The 22,557-nt window shown below is 62.7% G+C and carries 16 protein-coding genes; 8 read left to right on the forward strand and 8 right to left on the reverse strand.

Annotation, left to right across the window (positions count from 1 at the left end; translation table 11 throughout):
• Window positions 1–61: 61 nt before the first annotated feature.
• The 5 genes from QRN42_RS12940 to QRN42_RS12960 all read right to left on the reverse strand — a co-directional run bounded on the left by QRN42_RS12940 (window position 62) and on the right by QRN42_RS12960 (window position 6,259).
• Window positions 62–490, reverse strand: coding sequence for an OsmC family protein (locus QRN42_RS12940; protein WP_284979569.1), 429 nt, complete (start codon window positions 488–490; stop codon window positions 62–64).
• Window positions 491–647: 157 nt separating this feature from the next.
• Complete coding sequence (locus tag QRN42_RS12945) at window positions 648–1,001, reverse strand: hypothetical protein (RefSeq protein WP_284979570.1); 354 nt, start codon at window positions 999–1,001, stop codon at window positions 648–650.
• Window positions 1,002–1,168: 167 nt separating this feature from the next.
• Complete coding sequence (gene sucB, locus QRN42_RS12950; protein WP_284979571.1) at window positions 1,169–2,941, reverse strand: 2-oxoglutarate dehydrogenase, E2 component, dihydrolipoamide succinyltransferase; 1,773 nt, start codon at window positions 2,939–2,941, stop codon at window positions 1,169–1,171.
• A gap of 111 nt (window positions 2,942–3,052) precedes the next feature.
• A complete protein-coding gene (gene lpdA / locus QRN42_RS12955) occupies window positions 3,053–4,435 on the reverse strand; it encodes a dihydrolipoyl dehydrogenase (RefSeq protein ID WP_284976068.1) in 1,383 nt (460 codons plus the stop codon).
• Window positions 4,436–4,735: 300 nt separating this feature from the next.
• Window positions 4,736–6,259, reverse strand: a complete 1,524-nt coding sequence (locus tag QRN42_RS12960; RefSeq protein WP_284979572.1) for a leucyl aminopeptidase — start codon at window positions 6,257–6,259, stop codon at window positions 4,736–4,738.
• Window positions 6,260–6,523: 264 nt separating this feature from the next.
• Here QRN42_RS12960 and QRN42_RS12965 point away from each other — a divergent pair, with 264 nt between their 5' ends.
• The 4 genes from QRN42_RS12965 to QRN42_RS12980 all read left to right on the forward strand — a co-directional run bounded on the left by QRN42_RS12965 (window position 6,524) and on the right by QRN42_RS12980 (window position 11,907).
• Window positions 6,524–7,462 (forward strand): proteasome assembly chaperone family protein, encoded by a 939-nt coding sequence (locus tag QRN42_RS12965; RefSeq protein WP_284979573.1) that lies wholly within the window; start codon window positions 6,524–6,526, stop codon window positions 7,460–7,462.
• A gap of 35 nt (window positions 7,463–7,497) precedes the next feature.
• Window positions 7,498–8,862: an MFS transporter gene (locus tag QRN42_RS12970; RefSeq protein ID WP_284979574.1), complete on the forward strand. Its 1,365-nt coding sequence runs from the start codon at window positions 7,498–7,500 to the stop codon at window positions 8,860–8,862.
• A gap of 82 nt (window positions 8,863–8,944) precedes the next feature.
• Complete coding sequence (locus QRN42_RS12975; RefSeq protein ID WP_284979575.1) at window positions 8,945–10,291, forward strand: DUF4192 domain-containing protein; 1,347 nt, start codon at window positions 8,945–8,947, stop codon at window positions 10,289–10,291.
• A 311-nt stretch (window positions 10,292–10,602) separates the two neighbouring features.
• Window positions 10,603–11,907: an RNA polymerase sigma factor gene (locus QRN42_RS12980; RefSeq protein WP_284979576.1), complete on the forward strand. Its 1,305-nt coding sequence runs from the start codon at window positions 10,603–10,605 to the stop codon at window positions 11,905–11,907.
• 178 nt (window positions 11,908–12,085) lie between these two features.
• Here the strand turns inward: QRN42_RS12980 and QRN42_RS12985 are convergent, their stop codons facing one another.
• On the reverse strand, window positions 12,086–12,307 hold the full coding sequence (locus tag QRN42_RS12985) for a DUF7455 domain-containing protein (RefSeq protein ID WP_284979577.1): 222 nt from the start codon (window positions 12,305–12,307) through the stop codon (window positions 12,086–12,088).
• Between the two features lie 270 nt (window positions 12,308–12,577).
• Here QRN42_RS12985 and QRN42_RS12990 point away from each other — a divergent pair, with 270 nt between their 5' ends.
• A complete protein-coding gene (locus QRN42_RS12990) occupies window positions 12,578–14,686 on the forward strand; it encodes a DNA gyrase/topoisomerase IV subunit B (RefSeq protein ID WP_284979578.1) in 2,109 nt (702 codons plus the stop codon).
• 15 nt (window positions 14,687–14,701) lie between these two features.
• Here QRN42_RS12990 and QRN42_RS12995 read toward each other — a convergent pair whose 3' ends face one another.
• A complete protein-coding gene (locus tag QRN42_RS12995; protein WP_284979579.1) occupies window positions 14,702–15,688 on the reverse strand; it encodes a M56 family metallopeptidase in 987 nt (328 codons plus the stop codon).
• Between the two features lie 5 nt (window positions 15,689–15,693).
• Window positions 15,694–16,080 carry a BlaI/MecI/CopY family transcriptional regulator gene (locus QRN42_RS13000; protein ID WP_284976059.1) on the reverse strand — a complete coding sequence of 129 codons (387 nt, stop codon included), beginning with the start codon at window positions 16,078–16,080 and terminating at the stop codon, window positions 15,694–15,696.
• Window positions 16,081–16,371: 291 nt separating this feature from the next.
• Between QRN42_RS13000 and QRN42_RS13005 the strand changes: the two genes are divergently transcribed.
• The 3 genes from QRN42_RS13005 to cydD are packed head-to-tail and all read left to right on the forward strand — an operon-like array spanning window position 16,372 to window position 22,556.
• On the forward strand, window positions 16,372–17,982 hold the full coding sequence (locus tag QRN42_RS13005) for a cytochrome ubiquinol oxidase subunit I (RefSeq protein WP_284979581.1): 1,611 nt from the start codon (window positions 16,372–16,374) through the stop codon (window positions 17,980–17,982).
• An 18-nt stretch (window positions 17,983–18,000) separates the two neighbouring features.
• Window positions 18,001–19,113 (forward strand): cytochrome d ubiquinol oxidase subunit II, encoded by a 1,113-nt coding sequence (gene cydB, locus QRN42_RS13010; RefSeq protein WP_284979583.1) that lies wholly within the window; start codon window positions 18,001–18,003, stop codon window positions 19,111–19,113.
• An 8-nt stretch (window positions 19,114–19,121) separates the two neighbouring features.
• Window positions 19,122–22,556 (forward strand): thiol reductant ABC exporter subunit CydD, encoded by a 3,435-nt coding sequence (gene cydD, locus QRN42_RS13015; RefSeq protein ID WP_284979584.1) that lies wholly within the window; start codon window positions 19,122–19,124, stop codon window positions 22,554–22,556.
• Window position 22,557 lies beyond the last annotated feature (1 nt).

Genomic DNA, 22,557 nt, shown 5'->3' on the forward strand with positions numbered 1-22,557 from the left:
GCATTTTCCCTGAGGGAAATGCGGGGCTCTTTGATGTGGCTCGTGTTGAACCGGCTGGTTACTATGCCGCGAGGGTGGCGTCCAGAGTGATCTCGATGCTGGCCAGCGCGCCTGATACGGGGCAGCCGGTTTTTGCATCTTCGGAGATGCGACGGAAGTCCTCTTCAGAGAGGCCCGGAACCTTGGCTGTCATGGTGAGGTGGCTGCCTGTGATTCCGGTTCCCGGAACAAAGGTGACCTCAGCCTTGGTGTTAACTTCCTCCGCGGTGAAGCCTTCTCCGGCGAGGGCGTGGCTGAAGGCCATGGAGAAGCAAGCGGAGTGGGCAGCAGCAATGAGTTCCTCGGGGCTCGTCTTCCCACCGGACTGCTCGGTACGTGCCTTCCAGGTGACATCGAACGTCCCCAAGCCCGAGCTGTCCAGTGTGGTGTTGCCAGCGCCCTCGATCAGGTTGCCGTTCCAAACCGTGTGTGCGGTGCGTGTTGCTGCCATGTCCACTCCTTTGGGTCGTTGTGAGTCGGCAACCGGCTTTGCCGGATGCCACCGGAATCCATCCTAGGGATTAGGCCAGCCGACTGCACGATCATTCCGCTGTCGGTGGATTGTGACCCCTGGACACGTTGGGCCTCCGACGGCGGGCCGGCAGGGACTAGTTCCAGATGGTGGCGATAGCGATATTCACTAAGGCTAGTCCGCCAACGCCGTGTGCCAGGCCGGTGGATACTTCTTCGCCCTTTTTGACCTTCCGTGTACCGATGACGGCAAGCACGGCCACGGCTACGCCGATGGCAAACTTGATACCTAGTTTGAAGTAGTTGGGGTCCGCGTCCGGGAGCAAGGGGAGGATCCCCATCATGGCGATGCCCGTCACGAGCTGAACGAAGGCGCCATCCCGCTGGCGGGGGTGAACTGTGGGCTGTTTCATGGTGGCGATCCAGTAGCCAACGATCATGGCCGCGCCAACGATGTGCAGGAACAGCAAAATGCTGAAGAGAATACTCATGATCACAGCCTATCCAGTTACTTCTACGTAACGTAGCAAAGCCACGCTGCGGGAAGCACAACAGCTGCAGGAAGCACAGCAAAAGGGCAGGCAACCGGTTGACGGTTGCCTGCCCCTAAGGTCTGGCTGGGTGCTGTCTGGCTAGTCCCTTGGTGGGAGAGGAGACGTTAGAGGCCGAGGTCGGCTTCGAATGCGCCCTCTTCAAGGCGGGCCTTGAGGGTCTGCAGGAAGCGTCCGGCGTCCGCGCCGTCCACCAGGCGGTGGTCATACGTCAGCGACAGGTACATCATGGACCGGATAGCGATCGAATCGTCGCCGTTTTCGTCTGCAACCACGACTGCACGCTTGACGATCGCGCCGGTGCCCAGGATGCCGACCTGGGGCTGGTTGATGATCGGGGTGTCGAAAAGCGCTCCAACAGAGCCGATGTTGGTGATGCTGAACGTGCCACCGGAGAGCTCGTCAGGACCGATCTTTCCGTCGCGGGTGCGTCCTGCGACGTCGGCGATCTTGCTGGCCAGGCCAGCAAGGTTGAGGTTTCCGGCGTCGGAAATGACCGGCACCAGAAGGCCCTTGTCGGTGTCGACTGCAATCGCCAGGTGTTCGGCGTTGTGGTAGGTGATCTCCTGCTTCGCTTCGTCATAAGCAGCGTTCAGCTTGGGGTGCTGCTTCAACGCTTCAGCCACTGCCTTGGCGATAAACGGCAGGAAGGTCAGCTTGACGCCGTTCTGGGCCTGGAACGAGTTCTTGGCCTTGAGGCGCAGCTTGGCGATCTTGGTCATGTCGACCTCGTGCACCTGCGTCAGCTGGGTGGAAATCTCCAGTGATTCGCGCATGCGACGGGCGATGACCTGACGGATACGGGGTGCCTTTTCCGTTGTGCCACGCTTGGAAGATGCCACAACAGGGGCAGCGGTCTTGGCGGGGGGAGCCGCGGCAGGTGCCTGTGCAGCGGGTGCTGCGGCAGCCTGCTTGGCTTCAGCGGCGGCGAGGACGTCCTGCTTGCGGATGCGTCCTCCGACGCCGGTGCCGGAGACTGAGGCGATGTCCACGCCGTGCTGGTTGGCGAGCTTACGAACCAGGGGAGTAACGTAGCCGGACTCGGAGGCAGGAGCCTCAGCTGCTGCAGGAGCCTCAGCTGCCTGAGCAGCGGGGGCCGGTGCGGCGGGGGCCGGTGCGGCGGCAGGGGCTGGAGCAGCAGGTGCCGGGGCCGGTGCGGCCGCAGGGGCTGGAGCAGCAGGCGCAGCCGCGGGAGCAGCAGGAGCTGGTGCGGCGGCCGGCGCTGGAGCGGCGGGTGCTGCGGCAGGAGCCGCGGCTGCTGCTCCGGAACCGATAACTGCCAGGACCGAACCGACTTCGGCGGTCTCGTCCTCGTTGACGCGGATTTCCTGCAGTGTTCCCGCAACAGGAGACGGAATCTCGGTGTCTACCTTGTCCGTGGAGACTTCCAGGAGCGGCTCGTCGACCTCGACGGTGTCTCCCACAGCTTTCAGCCAACGGTTGACGGTACCTTCGGTGACGCTTTCGCCCAAAGCAGGGAGGGTGACTTCGTGGCTGTCACCTGATGCGGCGGGCGCTTCGGCGGCCGGTGCTTCCTGTTCTGCGGGAGCTGCAGGCGCTTCTGCGGCGGGAGCCTGCTGTTCTGCGGCAGCGGGAGCCTCAGCGGCAGGGGCTTCCTGTTCTGCGGGAGCTGCAGAGCCGGAGCCGTCGCCGATGCGGACCAAGGGGGCGCCAACTTCGGCCGTCTCGTCTTCAGCGACGAGGATTTCTTCGATGACGCCTGAGATCGGAGAAGGGATTTCGGTGTCTACTTTGTCGGTTGAAACCTCGAGCAACGGCTCGTCGATCTCCACCCGGTCACCAACCTGCTTGAGCCAGCGGGTGACGGTTCCTTCGGTGACACTCTCACCGAGGGCGGGCAAGTTAACGGATTCAGACATGTCGTCCCCGTTCTCCTTATTGATCTATGTGCGGATGAATGCTGCTGGTCCGGACTGGTGCATGCGGCATATCCCGCGGCACGCACCAGTCCGTTTGTCTTGGGTGAAGACTTAGCCGTGGAGCGGCTTGCCCGCGAGGGCGAGGTGGGCTTCGCCCATTGCTTCGTTCTGGGTGGGGTGTGCGTGGACCAGCTGGGCCACGTCCTCCGGGTATGCTTCCCAGTTCACGATCAGCTGGGCCTCGCCGATCTGCTCACCCATGCGCGAGCCGATCATGTGAACGCCGACGACGGGGCCGTCCTTCTGGCGCACCAGCTTGACGAGGCCGCCCGTGCCGAGGATGGAACTCTTGCCGTTGCCCGCAAGGTTGTATTCCTGTGTCTGCACCTGGTCGTCGCCGAACTTCTCCTTGGCGGCCTTTTCGGTGTAACCGACCGTGGCGATTTCAGGCTCGCAGTAGGTGACCTTGGGGATGTTGATGTCCTCGACGATCACCGGGTTGAGGCCGGCGATTTCTTCCGCAACAAAAATGCCCTGCTGGTAGCCGCGGTGTGCGAGCTGGACGCCGGGAACGATGTCGCCCACTGCGTAGATGTTGCCGACGCCGGTGTGCAGGCGCTCGTTGGTGATGACAAAGCCGCGGTCGATGGTGATGCCCGCTTCTTCGTAGCCCAGGTTGGCGGTCACAGGACCGCGGCCAACGGCAACGAGGAGGAGGTCGGCTTCGAACGTCTGCCCGTCAACCAAGGTGACCTTGACGCCGTCGTCGTTCTGTTCCACTCCCTGGAAGAAGATTCCGGTGGTGAACTTGATGCCGCGCTTCTTGAATGCACGCTCAAGGTTCTTGACGATCGCGGCGTCCTCGTTGGGAACCAAGGAGGGAAGGCCTTCGATGATGGTCACGTCGACGCCGAAGGACTTCCACACGGAAGCGAATTCGACGCCGATGACGCCGCCACCGAGGACGATCGCGCTCTTGGGGATGTAGTCCATGGTGAGGGCTTGGTCGGAAGTGATGACCTTGCCGCCGATTTCCAGGCCGGGCAGGGAGCGGGAGTAGGAACCCGTTGCCAGGACGATGTTCTTGCCTGTGTAGGACGTGCCGTTCACGACGACGGTGTTGTTGCCCTGGAGCTTGCCTTCGCCCTCAATGACCGTGATGCCCTTGGACTTGATCAGTCCTTGGAGGCCTTTGAACTTGCCGGCGATGATGCCGTCCTTGTACGCGTTGACCGCCGACATGTCGATGCTGTCGAGCGTGACGTTGACGCCGTACTTAGCGGAATCGCGTGCGTGGTCGGCCAGTTCGGCCGAGTGCAGGAGTGCCTTGGTGGGGATACAGCCATTGTGCAGGCAAGTCCCGCCGAGTTTTCCTTTTTCCACCAGCCCAACGGTGAACCCAAGCTGAACGGCCCGAAGGGCAGTCGCGTAGCCGCCGCTGCCGCCACCGAGTACCAGGATGTCGAATTCTTGCGCAGTTGCCTGATCGGCCACTAAAACGCTCCCTCGCGTGAACGATGGCACGGGACTACATGCCATCTGGTCTTTGGAACTTGTTCTGCCGTGATTATGCCAGCACCTAAGTTCTCTTGCATTTGTGACTATCGAGTTCACCTTAGCGAACCACCTACCCATGCTCCACCCTCCGCGGGCGTTTGTGGAGCGCTTGTGTCCAGACTCACGTTAGCTTGTGACGCAGCCCTTCACCCCGCATAATTCCGGGGTTGCACAGGCAGGCGAACACGTTCGCCTGCCTGTGCAACCCCGGGGACCCGTAGGTCCAGGGAGCCTTGCCTAGGCAGTGGCTCCCAAGAGGTCCTCGGCGTAGGCCACCAAGGTGCGTACCGTGCACCCGGTTCCCTGCTTGGGTGTGTATCCGTAGGGGCTCCCGTTGTTGAACGAGGGACCCGCGATGTCCACGTGGGCCCACGGAATCTGCTGGCCTTCGCCGTCGCGGCCCACGAATTCCCGCAGGAACACGGCCGCGGTCATCATGCCGCCATGGCGCTCACCAATGTTCGCGAGGTCCGCAACCTGCGAATCGAGGCTCGGGCGCAGTTCTTCGGGCAGCGGCATCGGCCAGACGAGCTCGCCCGCCCGATCAGCTGCGGCTTTAAGTGCCGAGGTAACCGAATCCGAACCCATGACACCTGCGGTGCGCATACCGAGCGCGACCAACTGTGCACCGGTCAGCGTGGCGACGTCGATAATCGCATCGGGCTTCTCCTGGCTGGCGGCTACGATGCCGTCGGCCATGACGAGGCGCCCTTCGGCGTCGGTGTTGAGGACCTCCACCGTCTTGCCGCCATAGATGGTCAGGACGTCCGCCGGCCGCTGGGCCGCACCCGAGGGCATGTTCTCGGCAATGCAGAGCCATGCGGTTGCCTTGACGGGCAGACCCAGGGAAGCAATGGCCAGCACGGCATTCAGCACGACGGCGGCCCCTGCCATATCGCTCTTCATGTCTCCCATGCCCAAGGCTGGCTTGATCGAAATTCCACCGGAATCGAACGTGATGCCCTTACCCACCAGCGCGATCTTGCGGGTGGCTTTTGCCGGGGCGTACTCGACTTTCACCAACCGGGGCTGCCGGGTGGAACCCTTTCCGACCCCGAGGATTCCGCCAAATCCTTCCTTTTCCAGCCGCTTCTCATCCCACACGGTCACCTTGACGGGGAGCCCCTTGGCAAGTTCCTTGGCGGACTCCGCGAAGGACTCGGGGTAGAGATGGCTCGGTGGCTGGTTCACCAGGGTGCGGGTGGCGTTGACTGCACGGGCCAAAACGACGGCGCGGTCCAGCGCGGGCTGAGCAGCTTTGGCATCAACGTCCGAAAGGATGAGGGCCTTGGCTACCGGCGTCTTCAGCCCATCCGTGCTGGATCGGTGCTCCGTGTAAGAGTAGGAACCAAGAGCGGCACCCTCCGCCACGGCCGCGACGTCGCCAATGGCCGCCGTCGGAAGTGCCAAAGTCACCGACGACAAGCCAGCGAGCTGGCGGACGGCCGAGCCGGCGGCGCGCCGCAACGACTCCTCCGAAAGTGATTCGGTGGCGGCGAGCTTACCGACACCGGCCAGCACCAGGATTCCGGAGCCTGTCTCCGGAAGGCCCGGAAGCCTGTGGACCTGGTCCGGGGCGCCCGTGATGCCCAGAAGCTGAAGGGAATTCTGCAGTGACTCGGCGGCCTTGGCACTCAGGGGGTTGGCCAGGAGGGCCGGCCCGTCCGTACCTTGCGCAACTCCGATGACGAGTGCGTCGCTGGAGGCCTTTTTCAGGTCCTTAGCGATGATGCCCAGGATGATGTCAGTAGTCTTGACCACGAGGATGTTTCCTCACTTCTCTCTGCATTGCTTGGCGGCGCCGCATGTTTGGCGGCCTGCACGGTACACGTCCGGCGTCTTCTTGCGACGGCGGTCTTGGTCTTCGGGCCGCCAGGGCGGTCCGTTTCGATCGTAGTCTCTCAGGTGCCGGGGACAGCAATTAAATGAGAGCTGCGGCACACCGGAGGCAGGAATGCCAAGACGCGCCGCAGCGTTGCACTACTACAGAGAATCCCATTGTCCTGCCCCGTGAAAGGAAACGCCGTGTTTGAACGGATATCCGGCTCGCTCCTCAGCCCGGAATCGCTCTATGCGAGCAACATCGAAACCTTCCACAGCCCCGAATTGCGTGGTCTGAACATGGTCATGGGGTTCACGGGCTTTGCCGACGCCGGAAATGTTGTTCGCCAAATCAACGCCGAACTGCTGGACCAGCTCGACGTCGAGGTGGTGGCCATGTTCGACGCTGACCAACTCATCGACTACCGATCACGTCGACCCCACATCAGCTTCGTGGAAGACCACGTGCAGGACTATCAGCCGCCGCAGCTGGGCCTGTACAAGCTCAAGGATGGGCTCGGCCAGCCGTTTTTGCTGCTTGCCGGATTTGAGCCCGACCTGCAGTGGGAGCGATTTGCAAGGGCCGTTGTCGGAATAGTGGAAAAGCTCGACGTCAACCTGGTGACCTGGATCCACTCGATTCCCATGCCCGTCCCTCACACGCGGCCGATCGGGGTCACGGTACACGGCAATCGCCCGGAACTCATTGAAGGCATATCCAGTTGGAAACCCACGGTGGAAGTGCCCGCTGCCATCGGCCACATCTTGGAACTGCGTCTCACAGAGGCCGAGCGCAACGTTGCCGGCTATGTGATGCACGTGCCGCACTATCTCTCGGAGGCTGAATACCCGCCTGCCGCTGTTGCCGGACTGGAGTACTTGGGGGCCGCAACGTCCCTCATGCTGCCAACTGACCGGCTGCGGGAAGCGGGGCGGGAAGTCGGCCGACAGATCGCCGAACAGATCGAGTCGTCCGAAGAAGTCCAAGCCGTCGTCGCCAATCTTGAAATGCGCTACGACGAGAAGTCCGAAGGTGTGGTGCGGCGGTCCCTTCTCGCTGACGAGAACGATGAGCTCCCCAACGCAGAGGACATCGGTGCAGCGGTGGAAGCGTACCTGGCACGGAAAGACTCGCCTCAATAAATCATCTTTGAGGAGCTACCGGGCATAATCGAAGGGTGAATTCTCCCCGCGCATGGCTCATCTGGACGATCGGCGTTTTTGCGTACTTGGTGGCCGTAGCGCAACGAACCTCGTTCGGTGTGGCCGGACTGGAGGCCACTGAACGGTTCCACGCCAGTGCCTCGGCCATCTCCTTTTTCACCGTCTTGCAGCTGTTGGTCTACGCGGGGCTGCAGATTCCGGTCGGCGTGCTGGTGGACAGGTTCGGCTCCCGGGCCATGGTTGCCGGCGGCGCAGTGCTCATGGGGCTCGGTCAGTTACAGCTGGCCTTTGCAGACAGCGTGCCCGGCGGTGTTCTGGGCAGGGTTCTGGTCGGCGCGGGGGACGCGATGACCTTCATCTCCGTGGTGCGCCTCGTGCCGCTGTGGTTTGCTCCGTCAAAGGTTCCACTGGTTACGCAACTCACGGGCATGTGCGGGCAACTGGGTCAACTCTTTAGCGTTGTGCCGTTTGCCCTGCTTCTCCACTCAGCCGGATGGACGCCGGCATTCCTGACGCTGGCCTCCATGTCCGTTCTTGCTGTTGTCTTGGTGGTTGTCATGCTCAGGGACGCGCCTCCAGGCCATCCGGCTCCGGCAACCGGGCAAGGAATGCGGGCTACCGCCGTGTCCTTGTCCCGAGCTTGGAAACAGCCCGGGACGCGCTTGGGGTTGTGGAGTCACTTTACGGTCCAGTTCAGTGGGAACCTGTTCGCAATGACGTGGGGCTACCCGTTCCTGCTGTCCGCGCAGGGTTTGGATGCCGGAACTGTATCGGCACTCATGGCACTTTTTGTGGCGACGGCGATCATCTCCGGTCCCGGCGTGGGACGCTTCGTATCGAGGCACCCCATGCGCCGATCTGCGATGGTCCTCCTGATCACCACGGCCACAGCATTGGTCTGGGCTGTTGTATTGCTTCTGCCTGAACGGGCACCCCTGTGGCTCTTGGTGGTGTTGGTGGTGGTGCTCGCCTTGGGCGGTCCGGGATCGATGATCGGTTTTGACTTCGCCCGTACGTTCAATCCGTCGCACAGGATCGGCACGGCCACAGGGATCGTCAACGTCGGCGGCTTTATCGCAGCGCTGGTGGCCATCTATCTCATAGGCCTTGTTCTCGATGTACTCAACGCCAGCGGATTCTCCGGCGGCAACCTGTACGGCCTGGCACCCTTCCGGGTAGCCCTCAGCGTTCAATTTGTTTTGCTGGGCTTGGGAACGGTCCTCATCCTGGCTTCCCGTCGGAAGGTCCGGCGACAGATGGCAGCGCAGGGAACGCACGTTCCGCCGCTGGTAACGGTCTTGGTGCGGCAGCAGCGGGAACGCGCAGAGAGGCGACGTGCAGCTCGCTCGGCCGACCGCGAGCGGGACAACAATCGCTAAGCTGCTTGCTGCGGCCGGCGTCTTATCCACATAGGGTCATTTGCCGCTGTCCGCTCACGCCGCGGTGGCCGAAGGTGGGGTTATGACCACCAACGAGACGCTGAGCATCCAGCAACCAGAAGACATCCTCGGCTATGTTCCCCACATGCTGGGCTACTGCCCGGAAGACAGCCTTGTCGCCATCACCATGCAAGGCAAGGCTCTTGGGGCTACGCTGCGGGTGGACCTGCCACAACGGACACCGAGCTCATCGCGACTGGCGGCATGGCTTGCGGCATTTTCGGACCAGATCCGGGGCTACCTCATTTCGGACAGGGATGCCGACGGCGTGCTGCTGGTTGTGTACACCGATCACGGTTGGAGCGATCACACAGTGACCAGCGCCGCAACGCCGTTGCTGGAGGCCCTCCAGCACAGCCTCGACGAGGTTGGTTTGCCAGTGCGGGATGCGTGGTTGGTCGGGTCGGAGTATTGGCGCAGCGCGTATTGCTCCGATGAACAATGCTGCCCGCAGCCGGGATTGCCGGTGGCGATGATCACCAACAGCCACCTAAGCGCCGAGATGGTATTCCGCGGCAGCAGCATCGGGCCGTCTCCAAGAAGCGAGCATCAACGGCGGAACTCCTCTGACGCTATTTGCTTGGGCCCCAAGGTAGAGGCTGCCGAAGCCCGTTTTTCACTTTCGTTGTCAGGAAGATGGCGCAGCGAACGTTGTTTCGACGCCGTCCTTGACGTGTGGCGCGGCGTGCTGGCCGGAAGCCGCCATCAGGTCCACCTGTGTGCGGAAACCGATGAGGACCTCATCGGCTTCCTGAGGGCTACGCTCAAAGTGCCCGCATGGAGGGACGCAGTGGTGGTGATGTCGGCCGCTGGCTCCGAGTGCGCCAAGTCCGGTGCAGAAGCCTTTGGGCTGTTTAGCGGTGACGATTCAGATCCGCTCCCTTTCGACCCCTACCTGTTGGGTGGGCAGTGCTTCGGCGCTCCGAGTGGCGCCGCGGGGACAGAAGAGGATGCGCGGCGTCGTGGTGGCGTCGGCGGGGATAGCGAACGTGCCCGAGGCGGCGACCCCGTTAGGGGTGAGGACATGGACCGGCCTGGTGTCTACACCTACGGCGATGTCTTGCTGGGCGAACAACCCGACATCCCTGATTGGAGCTGCATGGACGCACTTCAGCGCCTGCTCGGCGTGCTCTGCGGTGACGGAGAACAGGGAGAAGCATCAGCTGCGGCGTTGACGCTGCAAGCATGGGTGGCCTGGTGCAAGGGGAGAGGCTCTCATGCTCACGCCTGCCTGGTTCGGGCACTGGAAGCCTGCCCCGGCTATCGCTTCGCGGAGTTGTTCACGGGCATCCTCGGCGAAGGGAGCCTATGTGGGTGGGCTCGGAGTCCGGAGTCTGCGTGGCGACGAGGCAGCGGCGTCGCTTCCTAAGGAAGAGGAGTGTTCCCTCAAGCGAACTCAGGCGAACTCTTTCAGGCGAACTCAGCTGGTTTAGACGCCACAACGTGCCACAACGGCGTTGGTTTGGCGAAACCGTGAGACAATGGATGCCGAGACCCGGTTGGGTCCGCGTTCGAATGCCTGTTGTGGCCCCTGATTCGGGAACATATCAGTGTCGTCCGGAGTTCTACTTAAGGACTCTGCAGACGGCGATCGCATTTGAAATTGATCGCGGACTTGACAGGGTCATAGTGGTGTTGCCCGCATGGTGATTCCACAGACCGCCGCTAGAAAGGTTTTCTGTGACTCCGTCTTCCGTCGAGAAGGAACCCGCCGCCCAGGCTGAATTGACCGCTGAAGAAAAGAAAGCGGCCACGTCAGCGAAACGCGCGGCCACTCGTGCTGCCAACAAGGCCTCTGATACTGAGAAGCCGGCGCCGAAGAAGCGTGGGCCCAAGCCCGGCGCCAAGGCTGCCGCGGAAGCTGCGAACAAGTCCTCGGACGCGGACTCAGACGACAGCGCCGAAGATGAAGACTTCGACCCTGCAGCCGCCGAGGAGGTTGAAGTTGGGGACGATGACGCTGAGGATGGTTCCGTAGCAGCCAAGGACAAGGCCGCCCCGTCCGGCTCCGGTTTCGTCTACTCTGACGCGGACGACGACGATGCCCCCGTGCAGCAAGTCATGTCAGCCGGTGCCACCGCGGACCCCGTCAAGGACTACCTCAAGCAGATCGGTAAGGTCGCCCTGCTGAACGCAGAGCAGGAAGTCGACCTCGCCCTCCGGATTGAAGCCGGACTCTTCGCGGAAGAGAAAATCAACGCGGACGATGGATCCATGGATCCCAAGCTCAAGCGTGAACTCGAGTTCGTCATCCACGATGGGAAGCGCGCCAAGAACCACCTCTTGGAAGCCAACCTTCGCTTGGTTGTTTCCTTGGCCAAGCGCTACACGGGCCGCGGAATGCTGTTCCTGGACCTGATTCAGGAAGGCAACCTGGGTTTGATCCGCGCGGTCGAGAAGTTTGATTACACCAAGGGATTCAAGTTCTCCACCTACGCCACATGGTGGATCCGCCAGGCAATCACCCGCGCCATGGCAGACCAGGCCCGTACCATCCGCATCCCGGTGCACATGGTGGAAGTCATCAACAAGTTGGCGCGCGTCCAACGCCAAATGCTCCAGGACTTGGGCCGCGAACCCACTCCCGAAGAACTGGCCCTCGAACTCGACATGACCCCTGAAAAGGTTGTTGAAGTCCAGAAGTATGGCCGCGAGCCGATTTCGTTGCACACGCCCCTGGGTGAGGACGGCGACTCGGAGTTCGGTGACCTCATCGAAGACTCCGAAGCAGTGGTTCCCGCTGACGCTGTCAGCTTCACGTTGCTCCAGGAGCAATTGCACTCGGTTCTGGACACGTTGTCTGAACGGGAGGCCGGTGTCGTGGCGATGCGATTCGGCCTGACCGATGGCCAGCCGAAGACTTTAGACGAAATCGGCAAGGTCTACGGTGTAACGCGTGAGCGTATCCGTCAGATCGAATCCAAGACCATGTCCAAGCTTCGCCACCCATCGCGGTCGCAGGTCCTCAGGGACTACCTGGACTAGGAACCGCTTTCAGCAAGAGCACAGAGCGATCCGGCCGTGTCTTCGGCCGGGTCGCTTTTTGCTTCTCTGGGCTGAGCGGGTTTGGTAAGCCCATACGCAACAAGGCCCCTCCCGGAGGGAGGAGCCTTGCGATGCGTCGGATGTTGCTTACCGAGACCCAGAGACCGGGCTGTTCCGGTCAGTCGACCGGAACAGGGGCCTTCTCGTTGAGGCGTTCGGTTTCATCGTGCCAGTCCGAGGTCAGGGGACGAAGCGTAGCCTCGACTGCACGTGCGTGGTGGCCGCAGAAGAGCAGTTCACCGCCGGAGGTCTCGAGTACAGCGCGGACATATGCTTGGGCTCCGCAACGATCGCACCGGTCAGCGGCGTTGAGCGTGCGGGCTGCAACTGCTGTTGTCATGTCGGCCTCCTTAGTAGTTCTGTATATCCATATAACCAGTATTCGATGCAGAACCATGGCAAGGATGGGTGACTTTCGCTGTCCGCGTATCACATGTGAGTAACGTAACGGCGCATCGGATGGCTATAGGGAGTGGCTGCGCGTACCGGAACCGAGCGGCGGCTAGCCTAGTAGGGGCAGTGTTATGCGGTTTCACGGTGTCGCGGTGACTACCCGCGCAGATGCGCCCGACAAGTACGTTTGAGCTACACCTGAAGGAGCACACTGCGAGTGGCACCGAATTCTGAATACAACGCCCGGCATCTTTCCGTCCTTGAGGGCCTCGAAGCTGTCCGCAAGCGCCCGGGTATGTATATCGGATCCACCGACTCCCGTGGCCTGATGCATTGCCTGTGGGAGATCATCGACAACGCCGTTGATGAGGCCCTGGCCGGTTTCGGCCATGACATCAAGGTCATTTTGCACGCGGACAACTCCGTGGAAGTACACGACGACGGCCGTGGCATTCCCGTGGACATCGAACCGAAAACGGGCTTGTCCGGCGTTGAAGTTGTGTTCACCAAACTGCATGCCGGCGGTAAGTTCGGTGGCGGTTCGTACACTGCCTCCGGTGGCCTGCACGGCGTGGGAGCTTCCGTGGTCAATGCGCTCTCCAGCCGCCTGGATGTGCAGGTGGACCGGGGGAGCAAGACCTATCAGATGTCCTTCCGCCGTGGAGAGCCGGGCCGGTTCCTTGACTCCGGAGCCAAACCAGGTCCGGCTGCACCCTTTGAGCCGTTCGTGGAGAACTCAGTGCTGGACGTGGTGGGTAAGGCAAAACGGGGAGTCACAGGGACCCGCGTCCGCTACTGGGCGGATCGGCAGATCTTTACACCGGACGCAAAGTTCTCCTATGACGATCTGGCCGCGCGGGCTCGGCAGACGTCCTTCCTGGTACCCGGCCTGAGGATCACGGTCCGTGATGAGCGCAAGCTTGCCGGTACCCCAGGCGAGAACGGCGTCCACGAGGAAGTGTTCCACCACGACGGCGGCATCTCGGAGTTCGTTGAGTTCCTGGCCGCTGATTCCGGAGTAACCGATGTGTGGCGTTTGCACGGCTCCGGAAAGTTCAAGGAAACCGTTCCCGTCCTGGACGAAAACGGTCACAGCAAAATAGCGGAAGTGGACCGCGACTGCGAAGTGGACATCGCCCTGCGGTGGGGCATTGGCTATGAGACCACCACGCGTAGTTTCGTCAACATTATCGCTACGCCCAAGGGCGGTACCCACCAGGCGGGCTTCGAAGCAGCATTGCTCAAGACCTTCCGTAAAGCTGTTGAAACCAACGCGCGGAAGCTCAAAGCGGGCAACGACAAGATCGAGAAAGACGATGTCCTGGCCGGTCTTACAGCAGTTCTGACGGTCCGGCTTGCGGAACCGCAGTTCGAGGGACAAACCAAGGAGATCCTGGGTACATCCGCGGTGCGGGCCATAGTGGCCAAGGTGGTGGAGAAGGAAATCACCGACAGGCTCAACTCGGCCAACCGCAATGACAAGGCGCAATCCGCTCTGCTGCTCGAGAAGATCGTCAGCGAGATGAAATCCCGCATCTCCGCTCGCGTCCACAAAGAAACCCAGCGCCGGAAGAACGCCCTTGAGACGTCCTCCATGCCCACTAAGCTCGCGGATTGCCGCACGGATGACGTTGCCCGTTCGGAGCTTTTCATCGTGGAGGGCGACTCTGCGCTGGGTACCGCGAAACTGGCCCGCTCCTCCGACTTCCAGGCGTTGTTGCCAATCCGCGGCAAGATCCTCAACGTTCAAAAGGCATCGGTGGGAGACATGCTTTCCAACGCCGAGTGCGCCGCACTCATCCAGGTGGTGGGGGCAGGCTCCGGGCGCAGTTTCGATATTGAAGCAGCCCGCTACGGCAAGGTCATTCTCATGACGGACGCCGACGTCGATGGTGCCCACATCCGGACGCTACTGCTGACCCTCTTCTTCCGCTACATGAGGCCCATGGTTGAGCAAGGGCGCGTCTTTGCGGCCGTGCCCCCCTTGCACCGGGTGGAAGTCATCAATCCCGGGCAGAAGGCCAACGAGATGGTCTACACGTACTCGGAAGTTGAACTTCACGTCCTGCTGGCCAACCTCGCCAAGGAGGGTAAGCGCTACAAAGAGCCCATCCAGCGCTACAAGGGCCTGGGGGAAATGGATGCCCAGCAGCTGGCCGAAACAACCATGGACCCGCGGCACAGGACGCTGCGTAAAGTGGGCATCGACAGCGCCCAGCGTGCAGAGGAAGTCTTTGATCTCCTCATGGGATCGGACGTTGCGCCGCGCAAGGAGTTCATCATCGCCGGTGCCGCCACCTTGGACAGGGAGCGCATTGACGCGTAACGGGGAACGCCGCGCCTAGCCGAAAAGTCCCGGCAAGATCAGCAGCGCGGTAGGAACGGCCAGCAGCATGGCCGACGCCGCCAGTACTGTAGCGCGGGCGCCGCGGGTCAGTTCCGGCTGTGGTGAGAGTAACCGGCTGACGCGTGACGCCGTCGTGCGCGGGGAGTCAGCGCCGCCCATGGCGCTCACTTGGTTGCCTTCGACGACGACGCCGCCCTCGCTCAGGGCGCCGGTCCCTATCGCGGGCTTCGATGTGCCGCTGGCCACGATGGCGATCGCCTTGATGAGCGTCCCTGTACTTTCGGAGCGGAGTGCGACGTCGTCGGCCAGCATTTCGATCAGGGAGTTCACCGCTGTTTGGGCGAGCCGTGTTGTGGGGAACCAGGGCAGGGCTTGCCGCCAAGCAGCAAAAGCCCACAGCAGCAGATCATGCCGTTGCGAGAGGTGGGCGTTTTCGTGGATGAGTACCGCCCGGAGTTCGGCGGGTTCCAATGCGGCCATCAGGCCATCAGATAGTACGGTCACGGAGCGGGCGCCACCGGGCAGGCAGTAGGCCACAGGGGAGTCGTGGTTGATGACCACGGTGCGGGGACCGTCGTCGGACGGGGACGCCAAAAGGGCCAGCAATTCGCGGTGCCGGCGGCGTTGGCGCTCAATTTTGTAGTAGGTCAGCAACAACGTGAACACCAAGTGGGCGGTCAGCAGGGCAGCCGCGGACAAGGCGAAAACGTGCCAGAAGCCCAGCGCCGTGGTGGGTTCGTTGTTGAAGACCATTCCGGCCAAGCGCTTGAGCCCGGCAATGAGGTTATCGCCGATGGGCTCGAGCCCGTAAACGAGCATGGCCCCGATCATCGAGAGGCCACCGGCAAGGGCGATGGCCTGCCAGAGAACCATGGCCGTGAATGGTGAGCGTGCCGGCCATTGTGCGCGCGAGAGGAGTACCGGTACCGGCCACGCCAAAATCAGTGCAAGGACCGCAAGCAGGTATGAGGTCCAGAACATAGTGGCTAATTGTAGCCGAGCAGTTTGCGCAGGGTAGCGGCTTCACTCTCTGTGACGGAACCAATGAAGCGTGCCAGCACTGCTTCGCGGTCCGGGGCCGAGCCAAGGACCTCGTGCATGAGTTCGGCGGTGTGGTCGGCACGGCTGGAGACCGCTTGGTAACGGTGGGGGCGCGTTCCGCGCTCACGCTCCACGAGGCCCTTCTTCTCCAGGCGCGAAAGCACCGTGAGGACCGTGGTAACTGCCAGGTCCTTACCTTGGTGTCCGGCTGTGCCGTCCGAGGCAGCAGAATCCTGTGCCAAAAGGTCACGCAACGTGTTGGCAGTTGCTGCTTGCTGGCCTGCCCAGAGCAAATCCATCACTGCTCGCTCGAGTTCCCCAAGACTTGCCATCAAAACTTCCCTACCTTCCGCATCCCGGTTCCCATGCAAGAGTGCCGACGGGAGCGATGATCCAACATTCCATCACTAATTTACTGCTTTTCAACTTCTCATTCTACGCCAAGTAGAACTATTAGTGCGTCGACACCCGGAGCGAGTCGTACTGCGCTGGGGCGCGTGTGTGACTTCACTTGAAGAAGCGGCGTGGGCGGGCAGCGTTTGTTCTACACTGTGTAGAAGACAGAGTTTTCTACGGTACGTAGAAGTCAGTCTCCACTTCGGTCCACCGCACAAAGGACAGCCATGGACGCCTTGGAAATCGCACGCTGGCAATTCGGCATCACCACCGTGTACCACTTCATGATGGTGCCGCTCACTATCGGCCTGGGCATGGTGGTAGCCGTCATCCAGACACTGTGGTTCCGCACCGGGAAACCCGAATATCTCCGTATGACCAAGTTCTGGGGGAAGCTGTTCCTCATTAACTTCATCATGGGTGTGGCCACAGGCATCGTGCAAGAATTTCAGTTCGGCATGGCATGGAGCCAGTACAGCCGCTTCGTGGGAGACGTTTTCGGTGCGCCGCTGGCCTTGGAAGCATTGCTGGCCTTCTTCGTCGAATCAACGTTCCTGGGGCTCTGGATCTTCGGTTGGAAGCAACTGAAGCGCGGTGTCCACCTCGCTTGCCTGTGGATCGCCGTCATCGGCTCGGTTTTCTCCGCCTACTTCATCATCGTGGCGAACTCCTGGATGCAGCACCCCGTCGGTGTCACCATGATTAATGGCCGGCCGGTGATGACTGACGCGTGGGCCGTCTTCACCAACAACACCGCCCTGGTGGCCGTTCCGCACACCCTTCTGGGCGCTCTTGGCGTCGCGGGAGCCTTCCTGCTGGGCATTTCCTGGTACCACCTGTGGCGCCGCAGGAAGGACGGCATCGATGTTGTGGGCTCGGACGGCACATTGGTTGTCGGCGAAGCAACCATCCCCGGGCGCGACAAAGGCGATTACTCCGTATGGCTGAGGTCCTTGCGGATCGGGGCCGTGGTTGCCATGATCTCCTTCGCAGGAACCGCTGTCACCGGTGACCTCCAAGGCAAACTCATGTTCGTGCAGCAGCCCATGAAGATGGCAGCTGCCGAGGCTGCGTGCCATGACGGCACCGGCTTTTCCGTCCTCAGTGTGGGCAACCTGGGTTCCACCAACTGTGACGACATCAAGGCCGTCATCGAAGTACCGGGAATCCTGTCCTTCCTTGCAAAAGGCGACTTCTCCACCGAAGTCAAGGGAGTGAACAGCCTCCTCGGCGAGTACCAAGCAAAGTACGGCACCCATGTGCCGAACAACCCGCTCTACGGTGACCGCGCCGGTCAGGAAATCCAGTACGTTCCCGTCATGCAGGTTACCTACTGGGGCTTCCGGATGATGATTGGCTTTGGTGGACTGGCGGCACTCGCCGCGCTGGTGGCCTTGTGGGTGACCCGCAAAGGCATCGTGCCGCAGTCCACATGGCTGATGCGACTCGCAGTGCTAGGGATCCTCGCACCGTTCGGTGCCAACGCAGCCGGATGGATCTTCACCGAGATGGGGCGCCAGCCGTTCGTGGTTGCCCCGAACCCGGACATGAACGGGATCGATCAGGTCTTCATGTTTACGGCCGCCGCCGTCTCGCCTGGAGTCAGTGCGGGAGAGCTCCTGACGTCCCTCATCGTGTTGTCCGCGATTTACGCGGTCCTGCTCGTGGTGGAGGTGAAGCTGCTGGTCAAGTACGTCCGCGGCGGCGTGGCCTCTGCCATGCCGGAACTGGGCAGGCACACAAAAGACAGTGACGCAAAAGACAGTGACGCAAAAGACAACGACGACGACGGCGGTCACCGCGGGACCCCGGACGACGTTCTGGCCTTCGCCTACTAGGAAGCAGGGAGACTGACAATGGAACTGTTGCCAACCATCTGGTTCATCGCGATCGCTGTGCTCTGGACCGGCTACCTCTTCCTTGAGGGTTTTGACCTCGGGGTCGGCATGCTGATGAAGCTGTTTGCCCGCACCAACACTGAACGCCGCGTGTTGCTCAATACCATCGGGCCTGTCTGGGACGGGAACGAGGTGTGGCTACTGACGGCAGCAGGGGCCACGTTTGCAGCCTTCCCGCTCTGGTACGCCTCGCTGTTCTCTGCGCTGTACCTGCCTTTGCTCGCTGTCCTGGTGGCCCTGATCTTCCGCGCCGTCGCCTTCGAATACCGCGGCAAAGTGGATTCCGAGAAGTGGCGCCGGGGCTGGGACTGGGCGATCGCCGTCGGATCCTTCCTCGCTGCCTTTGGCGTCGGCGCAGCTTTGGCGCTCACCACCACTGGCCTGCCCCTGAACGCCAACGGCGACCGCACGGGCGGACCCATGTCCTGGTTCAGCGGTTACGCACTCCTGGGGGGCTTCGGCGTCGTGGCGTTCGCCCTGGTCCATGCGCTGGCATTCCTCGCGTTGAAGACCGACGGCGAGGTGCGGCACCGGGCCCGGCGCTGGTTTGTGCGGCTGCTTCCGGTGGCCGTACTGCCGATGATCGGTTGGATGGTGGCCCTGCAGGTCCTTGCGGGCAAACCCTGGACATGGGTGATCGCTTCAGCAGGTGTGGTGGCGGCGGTGTTGGCTTGGCGTATGGCCCGCACAGGGTCGGAGGGGCGGGCTTTCAGCGCCCTTGGCGGGTTCCTCGTCTGCGCTACGGCTTCAATTTTCGGAGCAGCGTTCCCGGTGGTCGTTCCGTCCACCATTGATCCCGCGTTCAACCTGACCATCTCCAACGCCTCGTCCTCGAACTACACCCTCGGCCTGATGAGCATCGTCGCAGCCATCGGATTGCCGCTGGTGATTGCGTACCAAGCATGGACCTATTGGGTCTTCAGGCGGCGTGTCAGTGCAGCACATATCCCTGAAGCGCACGGATTTCTGCCCGCAATCGCCGCCAAGGTGCTGGTCTCGACCAAAGCGGCTCCCGGCAGTGCAGCTCCCGACGACGCAGCTCGGCCCGGCGATCACCGGCCTCTGGCCTAGTGACCCCGATGAAGCCCGTCTTTCCCTCAGGCCCCACCACCCGCTCCGCCCTTTACTGGATCGGCCTGCTCTCGGCCCTGAAGGCACTTTCGCTCGTACTCATTGCCCAAGCGGCGGCCGGCTTGCTCGCCCACCTCGCGTCCGGAACCGCCGACGCGAACACCGGGCTTTTCTGGGGCGCCGTCGGGGCCGTCCTTCGCTCCCTGACGGTCTGGGGCCAAGGAGTTGCCTCCCGCCGCGCCGCCTTGGGCGTCAAAGAGGAAATTCGGGCGAGCTTGCTCAAGCGCTCGCTTGCCGGGGACATCGCAGGGCCGGAAAAGCCAATGAACGACGGCGGCCTTGCGGTCCTTGCCACGCGAGGCCTGGACGCGCTGGACGACTACTACACCCAATACCTTCCCGCACTCATCAACTGCGCCACCGTGCCGTTGCTGATCGGGGCGCGGATACTCTTCGCGGACTGGGTCAGTGCCGTGGTGATCGTCCTGACGGTGCCACTGGTGCCACTCTTCATGGTGCTGATTGGCCGCCACACAGAGGACACCGTTCGTGCTGCCCAGACCACCCTCCGCAAACTGTCCGGGCACATCCTGGAACTTGCCAAGGGACTGCCCGTCCTGGTGGGCCTCGGCCGGGCCAGCGAACAGCGTGCAGCGCTGGAAGAAATCTCTGAGGAGTACCGTCGGCGAACCATGGGTACGCTCCGCACGGCTTTCCTTTCGGCGCTGGTTCTCGAGCTCATAGCAACCATCTCGGTGGCCGTGGTTGCCGTGTTCATCGGTGTGCGGCTCGTGTCGGGCGATATGCCGCTCGAGGCGGGCCTGCTGGCGTTGATCCTCGCTCCCGAGTGCTACCTTCCCCTCCGGGAGTTGGGCACCGCCCACCACGCCAGTGATGACGGGCGTGCAGCGCTGGAAACAACCAACGCTGTACTCAACGCTCCCAGCCAGCACCCCGTGACCGCTGCCGAGAACGGTGCGCCGCTCGCCGACGTCGTAGTGACAGGGCTGTCGGTCACCTACGCCGGCATGAGCCAGGCCGCCGTCGGGCCGCTGACCTTCACCGCCCCCCGAGGTGCCATAACAGCGCTCGACGGCGAGAGCGGCGCCGGGAAAAGTACCATCCTGCGCGTCCTGGCGGGACTCATTGGGTCCGGGCAGGGTACAAGCGTCACCGGGACCGTCACAGGAGTCCACCCGGAATCCGTCGCATGGGTACCGCAGCACCCGGTCATGGCCTCGGACACCGTGCGGGAAGAAATAGGGCTCTATCTGGGGGAGACCGAACTCGACACCGCTGAGGCCGTTGCCCGCGTACTTCGTTTGGCCTCGGCAAGCCACCTCGCAAGCAAAGTACCCGCCGAACTGAGCCCCGGCGAGCTGCGCCGGGTGGCGCTTGCCCGAGGACTTGCCAGACTCGAGGCCGGAGCGAAAATCCTCTTGCTCGACGAGCCGACCGCCCACCTGGACCTCTCTGCCGCCGGCGCGGTTCGCAACGCCATTGAATCGCTGCGCGGCACCACAACCATTCTCTTGGTTGCCCATGACGCGCAGACCAGGGCGCTCGCAGACCACGTCGTGTCCGTGGGCCGGCCCCGCTTGCCGGGGGCTGGCGGCACAGTCCGGGCGCCTGCCGTGCCGTATCTCGCGGAGTTGGATCCCGTCAGGGCCACCGAGGCGGCTGCAGCGTACGGGCAGGCGGACACGGACGAGGTTCCTGAAGGCGCCAGCGCGTCGACGCAAGCGAGTATCAGAGGCTTGTTGAGGGTCCTTGCACCGGTTCGCGGAAAGTTCCTGGCCGCAGGCGCCCTGGCTATCCTGGCGGCCCTGTTTGCTGTGGCCCTGTCCGGCTTGTCCGGTTGGCTGATCATCAGGGCCAGCCAGCAACCGCCCATTCTTTACCTGTTGGGCGCGATCGTGGGAGTGCGGTTCTTCGGCCTCGGACGTGCCGTTTTGCGTTACTCCGAGCGGCTCCTCACCCATGACGCCGTCTTCGCGGCCATGACGCGACTCCGCGGTGCCCTGTGGGCAACCCTGAGCCGCCGTGCCCTGTCCCTGCGGAGACTCCTGCAGGGCGGCAATGTACTTGGTTCAATCGTGGATGACGTGGACACCCTCCGCGACCTCCTGCCACGAGTGGTCCTGCCTCCGGTCACTGCGGTGGGAGTGGGCGCGGCGGCTATCTGCGCGACCGCCATCATCGCGCCGCCGGCGCTGCCCGCCACGATGCTTGCCACTGTGATGGGGCTGGTACTCGCACCGATCGGAGCCGTCCTGGCCGACCGGAACGCCACCACATCTGAGCAGAAGGTCCGCGCGGTGGTCCTCCGGGGAGTCGCGGTGGCGCTAAATGCCCGCGAGGATCTCAGCGCCAACCGGGTGAGTGAACCCGTCCTCTCCGCCCTGCGCGCCAAGGACCGCGAGGCCACGGCTTCCGCCCAGCGCTCCGCTTGGGCGGAAGGACTGGGCCAGGGCTTGATTGTGCTCGGCTGCTCCCTTGGTGCTTTGTGGGCCGGAGTCCTTTGTGCACAGCCTCTACATGGCGGCCTGCCTCCGGAACTCACGGCCGTGGTTGTCCTGGTGCTGCTGGCTCTGGTGGAACCCTTCAGCGGGGTTGCTTCCGCAGCCCGTCTGGCCCCGGCGTTGAGGGCGGTCCTGGGCCGGGTTGGAACTTCGGGCGCCTTGGACGCCACCGCCGACGGCGACACGAAACAGGCCGGGAAGATGCTCGACGCCGGTGTCCGTTACCTGCCCGACCGTCCCGGCAAGGCCGCGGGTGGGCCTGCTCAACCTGGCCTTGAACTCGTTGGCGCGGCGGCAGCATGGCCCGGTGGTCCGACCGTGTTTTCCGGGCTTACGGCTGAAGCTGGCCCTGGGCGTTGGCTAGTTGTCACGGGACCCTCGGGTGCGGGGAAGTCAACGCTCTTATCCGTGCTGCTCGGATTCCTGCCACTGACTGAAGGCGTGGCGCGTGTGACGGGCGTCGCCGCTTGGTGCCCCCAAGAGGCTCACCTCTTCGACTCCACCATTCGGGGAAACCTGCTCCTGAGCCGGCCTACGGGAGCGAAGCCCAGCGAGGCCGAGATGCAGAAGGCGCTGGCCGACGTCGGACTTCACAGTCTGGTGCAGGCTTTGCCTGGGGGCTTGGACGCTCGGATTGGCCCGGGCGGCACTTTCCTCAGTGGCGGCGAGAGGCAGCGCCTAGCCATGGCACGGACGCTCTTGACAGGTGCATCGGTGCTCTTGCTGGACGAGCCAACTGCCCATCTGGATTCGGCCTCGGCTCGGGAGATGATGGCGATCCTGAGGGCCGGACTTCGGGATGTCACCGTAGTGCTCGTGACCCACAATCCGGAGGACATCGACCCATCTGACGTGCGGCTCGAGTTGTCCGGAAGAGCAGCGGCCATAGTGACAGGAGAGCTGTTGGCTACCGAGGCGTAGA

Origin of the sequence: Arthrobacter sp. fls2-241-R2A-200, from assembly GCF_030209745.1 — a bacterium.
Classification (GTDB): domain Bacteria; phylum Actinomycetota; class Actinomycetes; order Actinomycetales; family Micrococcaceae; genus Arthrobacter.